General features: G+C 43.3%; 4 protein-coding genes and 1 pseudogene. 4 read left to right on the plus strand and 1 reads right to left on the minus strand.

The features are described from left to right. Positions 1 to 341: 341 nt before the first annotated feature. Entirely contained in the window at positions 342 to 1,076 is a 735-nt protein-coding gene (locus ACED46_RS20990) for a GntR family transcriptional regulator (RefSeq protein WP_371722361.1), read from the minus strand. Between the two features lie 235 nt (positions 1,077 to 1,311). On the opposite strand from ACED46_RS20990, the gene ACED46_RS20995 reads away from it, so the two are divergent. The 4 genes and pseudogenes from ACED46_RS20995 to ACED46_RS21010 all read left to right on the plus strand — a co-directional run. After that, positions 1,312 to 2,898, plus strand: a complete 1,587-nt coding sequence (locus tag ACED46_RS20995) for a PTS transporter subunit EIIC (protein WP_371722362.1) — start codon at positions 1,312 to 1,314, stop codon at positions 2,896 to 2,898. Positions 2,899 to 2,965: 67 nt separating this feature from the next. After that, positions 2,966 to 4,291 (plus strand): 6-phospho-alpha-glucosidase, encoded by a 1,326-nt coding sequence (locus ACED46_RS21000; protein ID WP_371722363.1) that lies wholly within the window; start codon positions 2,966 to 2,968, stop codon positions 4,289 to 4,291. Positions 4,292 to 4,413: 122 nt separating this feature from the next. Beyond that, positions 4,414 to 5,556 (plus strand): glycerate kinase, encoded by a 1,143-nt coding sequence (locus tag ACED46_RS21005; protein WP_371722364.1) that lies wholly within the window; start codon positions 4,414 to 4,416, stop codon positions 5,554 to 5,556. A 237-nt stretch (positions 5,557 to 5,793) separates the two neighbouring features. After that, a pseudogene (locus ACED46_RS21010) lies at positions 5,794 to 5,993 on the plus strand (ISL3 family transposase); the annotation flags it as partial. Between the last annotated feature and the right edge of the window lie 148 nt (positions 5,994 to 6,141).

The raw sequence follows: 6,141 nt of genomic DNA on the forward strand, positions 1-6,141 counted from the left end.
CTCATAATCTCATAATCTCATAATCTCATAATCTCATAATCTCATAATCTCATAATCTCATAAGTCTATGTTTAACGGGGTTTAATAGTAAATCAATATGTGATTTGTTGATGAGTTACCAAATTGAACCATATCTACTGAGTTGGTAGCTATTCAGGTCACGGTTTGTCGGTGATTTCGATGATAGCTCGAACTGGCAACATGCCGTGCTCTATTGGGGAGCCAGATTGAAGGCCTTTAAGCGATTTTAGACCCTCACCGGCTAATGGTGTCTAGTGGATAGGACTGTTTTATTTCACGGTTTATTTGCGACAGTCCCCCTTTAATTAAAGGGAGATGCATTATCTTGTTGCTTCTAAAGTAAACGTATAGTGTTCTTGGTTATAGTAGATATCTGAAGCTTCAAAAACTACCCCAGATTCTAGGCTTGCAATACTGTGGGCACACAATACTGGCTCATCTCGTTTCAATCCCAATAGCGTGCGGACTTCTTCTGATGGTAGTTCGGCACGAATACGTTTTTGACTACTGCCTACCTTTTGCCCTTTCTCATTAAGGTAGTTGTATTTAGAACTATTTAAATGGTGTGATTCTAAATCGGCAAACATCGGTTCCGCGAGCATATAAGAAGATTCAAACACAAAAGGAATTTCCCCCACCAAACGTAACCGCTTCATATACCAAACCCAACTACCAGGCTCTAAACCAAGTTCTTGGACAATATGAACAGGTGCTTCAATCCTCTCGAGATGCAGCAGCTTGTTACTAATAGGAGAGTTAAGCGAGGTTGCAACTTCACTAGAGGTTAAGTGCTTATCCAATGGTAAAGCCATCTTAAGCTCTTTGGTTGGCTGACAAATAAATGTACCGCGTCCTCGCTGCCTTTCAACCACGCCCTGGCGGACTAAATAGTCGACCGCTTTGCGTGCTGTCATTCGTGACACTTGATATTGCTCTGCGAGTACAGTTTCCGATGGAATGGAATCTCCGGAATGTAAGGTTCCTTGTTCAATCTGCTGTGTAAGAATACGCTCTATTTGTAGATAGATAGGAACATGAGATTCTTTGTTTATCATGCATTTCCCCTTGTTTGAAGATGGCTTATTTTACCTCGCAGCACTGGAGTATACAACTATACAACTAATATTAATGAGAATGTTGAGTATAGTTAGCTCATTTGGTAACTGGCTACGCATGATAAATGGTAGTGATTAACCTCACAAAAAAGGTATAGTTGTCTATACAACCATGCCTGGAGGTGGTTTAATCGCCTCCACAATAACAACAGTGATGATATGGAGATATCACTCAATGAAAGACTTAGGTTCTAAACTACAAGATCTAGGAAAAGCGCTGATGATGCCGATTTCGATTATCGCAGCCGCGGGTATTTTCCTTGGTTTAGCCGCAGCCCTACAAAACCCAAATATAACTGGACAATCATTCAACCAACTTGAAGCTGTTCAATTGGTACTTGGGTTTATCCGAAAGGTTGCCGGCTCACTATTCGGCAACCTACCACTCTTCTTTGCTGTCGCCGCTGCTATCGGTTTAGCAAAACAAGAAAAACCAACCGCAGCATTTGCAGCAATTATAGGTTTTATCTCAATGCATGTAGGTGTGAACTACTCACTTCTTGCTCAGGGATTAACACCAGAAACAACATCGGTTGCTTACCTTGTCTCGCAAGGCATGGATAAGACGGCAGCGATGATTTTTTCCGCTGAATTTGGTAACACGTTAGGTATCTTTTCTTACCACATGAGCGTACTCGGTGGTGTGATTGCTGGTCTCGTGACTGTTGCTCTGCACAACCGTTTTTACACCATTGTGTTACCAACTGCGATTAACTTCTTTGGTGGTCGTCGCTTTGTGCCAATCATTACCGTCCTTGTCCTACCTCTTGTTGGTGTTTCAATGTCGCTAATTTGGCCAACCATTGGTGCAGCAATTGCAAAAATTGGTGAGTTCATTGGTCAAGCAGGCAGTTTTGGTACTTTCCTTTTTGCCTTTTCTGAGCGCCTTTTAATTCCTACGGGCTTACACCATATTTTGAATGAAACGATACGCTTTACGCCTATCGGTGGTATTGCCAATGTAGATGGAGAAAGCGTTGTTGGTGCACTGAGCATCTTTAACTATGCCCTAACTCACCCTGGCAGCATTGACAACGAGATTGTCAGAGAAGCGACTCGCTTCCTTGCGCAAGGTAAGATCCCAGTGATGATGTTCGCTCTACCAGGTGCGGCGCTTGCAATGTATCACTGCGCTCGTGATGAACACAAAACACGTGTAAAAGCATTGGTTATCGCAGGTGCTCTAGCTTCCTTCACAACAGGTATCACCGAACCATTGGAGTTCAGCTTTATCTTTGTTAGCCCACTTCTGTTTATCTTCCACGCCATCATGACGGGTTTATCTTTTGCCTTGATGCATGTCTTGGGTGTGATGATAGGTAACGTGCAAGGTGGTGTAATTGACCTATTTGTATTCGGTGTTCTTGGCGGTGCGCAAACTCAATGGTGGTTCGCAGTACTACTCGGCGCTTGTTATTTCCCAATCTACTACTTTGTGTTCCGTACGGTGATCACTCGCTTTAATGTGGTGACACCAGGTCGTGAAAAAGAAGAAACTAGCTCGGAAGCGGTTGGCAATGCTTCAGAACAAGCGACACGAATCATCGAAGGTTTAGGTGGTTCAAGCAACATCCAACTAGTTGATAATTGCTTTACTCGTTTACGTGTCAAAGTGAACGACATCAGCAAAGTTAAAGATGATTTTCTAAAAACAACTGGCGCCTCAGGTGTTAAGCGTGCAAGCGATGTGGACGTACAAGTTATCTACGGTCCACAAGTGGAAAGCATCGCCAATGATGTGAAAAATGCACTTGCCATTTAATCCATTTTAATTATCGCCCCTGTGTGGCAGGGGCAATTTCTCAGATTTAATTTAAGGTAGAAGTAAGATGAAAAAAGCATTCAATATTGTACTTGTAGGTGGTGGTTCAACTTGGACCCCAGGTCTATTAAAAGCACTATGTAAGCGTAAAGATACTTTCCCATTAAACCGTGTAGTGATGTTTGATGTAAACGCTGAGCGCCAAGAAGCTATCGGTGAATACGCCAAGCTACTTTTTTCTGAAGATTACCCAGAACTAGATTTTGAATACACGACTGATGTAAACGTCGCGTACAAAGATGTCGACTTCGTACTTTGTCAAATGCGTACTGGCGGCTATGAAATGCGTGAAAAAGACGAAAAGATCCCGCTGTCGCTAGGCATTATCGGCCAAGAAACCTGTGGCCCTGGTGGCTTTGCTTATGGTATGCGCTCAATTGGTGATATGATCCAAATGGTTGAAGATGTACGTGAACGCTCACCACAAGCTTGGATTTTAAACTACACCAATCCAGCAGCAATCGTAGCAGACGCCCTGAAAAAACGCTTCCCACATGATGATAGAATCCTAAATATCTGTGACCAACCAGTGAACCTGCTTCGTTCATACGGCCGCCTACTAAATGTTGATCCAAATGATTTTGATCCTGTGTATTTTGGTCTGAACCACTTTGGTTGGTTTACTCACCTATACAATCAACAAGGTGAAGATCTTGCACCTAAACTGAAAGCGTACATCGCAGAGAATGGCTTTATTCCTGTAGATGCAGAGCAGCGCGATCAATCTTGGCTAGACACCTACGCATCAGTGGCAGACATGCTGCGCGACTTCCCTGATTATTTGCCAAACACGTACTTGCAATACTACCTATACCCAGAATACAAGCTGTCTAAAATGGACCCTGACTTTACCCGAGCCAACGAAGTAATGAATGGCCGTGAAAAACGTGTATTTGATGAATGTCGTCAAGCTGTTATTGATGGTACAACTAAGAGCTCAAGCGTAGTACATAACGATGCGCACGGCGATATGATCGTTGAAGTAGCGGAATCTATTGCGTTTAACCAAAAGCGTAAGTTTGTGGTAATCCTTGAGAACAATGGTCTAGTGGCAAACCTAGACAATGATGTGATGGTTGAAGTGACAGCAGAGCTTGGTATCAACGGTCCTCGTCCATACGGTGTGGGTAAGATCCCAACCTTCTACAAAGGTATGATTGAAAACCAATTCGCTTACGAGCGTCTAACTGTCGAAGCTTGGTTTGAAGGTTCATACACCAAGGCCTTGCAAGCACTAACACTAAACCGCACTGTTGGTGATGCGAAAAAAGCACGTAAAGTACTTGATGCACTGATTGAAGCGAATAAAGGTTACTGGCCTGAACTTGCGTAATTAGCGATCAATACAGTCTATATATTAGTTTAAAACAGTCCCCCTAAATGCTGTTTTAACGGCTCCAGCTCCCGGGTTACGTCAGTGGCTTGGGAGTTTTACTAAGAACATAAGGGAAAAAAGTGAAGATAGTTATTGCCCCGGACTCTTTTAAAGAATCACTATCGGCAAAGCTGGTATGTGAAAGCATTGAAGTGGGTTTTTCTCAGGTGTTCCCTGATGCTGAATATGTTCATCTGCCACTGGCTGACGGCGGTGAAGGTACAGTAGAGGTGCTGCTGAAAGGGCTGGAAGGCGAAGTGCGTCAATCTCAAGTGATGGGGCCTTTGGGTGAGCCTGTTATGGCTAGTTGGGCGCTTTTAGAAAATGGTCAAACGGCATTGATTGAGTTTGCAGCCTCATCTGGTCTAGATTTGATCTCTTCTGAGCATCGTAACCCTGCTATTGCCACCAGTTTTGGTACCGGTGAACTGATTAAAGAAGCGTTAAATCATGGTGTGACTAAGGTTCTCTTGGGTTTAGGTGGCAGTGCAACCAATGATGCAGGCGCGGGTATTGCGCAAGCCCTTGGTACTAAACTACTTGATAACCAAGGCAATGAGATTACTCGTGGCGGCGCGGCACTCGCAGAAGTCGCGACTGTTGATTTATCCGAAACTCACCTACGCAGCAAGGACGTTGAATTTGTCGTAGCGTGTGATGTGGCAAACCCATTAGTGGGCGAGAACGGTGCCAGTCATGTCTTCGGTCCGCAGAAAGGTGCTACTCCAGAATTGGTTCAATTACTCGATAGTGCAATTTCTCATTTTGCATCTGTAAGCGCTGGGCATACGTTGGTTAATCATTCTGATTCCCAAGGTTTTGGTGCCGCTGGAGGTTCGCCTTTGGGGTTATCTTTGGTGTTTGATATTCAAATCAAACAAGGCATTGAAATGGTATTAGATGTTCTAGAGGCAGGAAAAATATTAGAAGGTGCAGATCTTGTGATCACAGGCGAAGGTCAGATGGATAACCAAACTCTACAAGGTAAAACGCCTTTTGGTATTGCTAAGCTTGCACAAAGCAAAGGCATTCCAACCATTGGTATTGCAGGTTCTTTAGGTCATGAGATCGATGATTTATACAGCATCATCACAAGCACATTCGGTACCGTTCGTTCACCACAGTCTCTAGAACAAGTATTGAACGAGGCGAGTAACAACTTGACTCGCACAGCCCGTAACATTGCCGCTACGCTTAAGCTTGGTGCCAAAATATTAGTTTAAAGGGTTCGTCGCAATATAGTTGTTGATTTGTAACAGATAGCTCATCTAGATACAATTACTCTGCGAGCGCATAAAAGCGCTCACAGAAAGTATTGGCTCACACCATCAATACTGGACAGCAAGCTAATTGATTTGCTATACCTGTAGGGCTCTTCTCTGCCTAGATGAGTTTATAAATTAAATCAATAAATCATTAAATTTATAATTACTTCCCATCTTAGGTCTTAGTGTTGTAGTTTGTCGTTATTATCTTCCGTTCTATTTAACTTTAAAAGTCCATCCGTACAGTCTGTAACGCTCGAAGAGTGCACTCATTCTGTACTCGTCAAATGTAAACGAGACAGACGCTGTAAAGTCGTTGACCCTGAAACTGGAGCACCGCGTACCGTCGACCACTATGTTCAACGTCGCTTGTAGATTTACCTGTAAGTGGTCGCCTGTTCTGTACCAGCAATACTGGACACTAAATTGAGTGACTTTCCATACCTGTAATTATTCATAACTTTCTAAAATTCAATTTTCCGAAACTTATTTCTGTCCGTGCGACCTGAGGTCGTATGAAGCGTTGTTCACCGCTTAACGAGT

It is taken from the genome of Vibrio sp. 1S139 (genome assembly GCF_041439475.1).
GTDB lineage: Bacteria > Pseudomonadota > Gammaproteobacteria > Enterobacterales > Vibrionaceae > Vibrio > Vibrio crassostreae_C.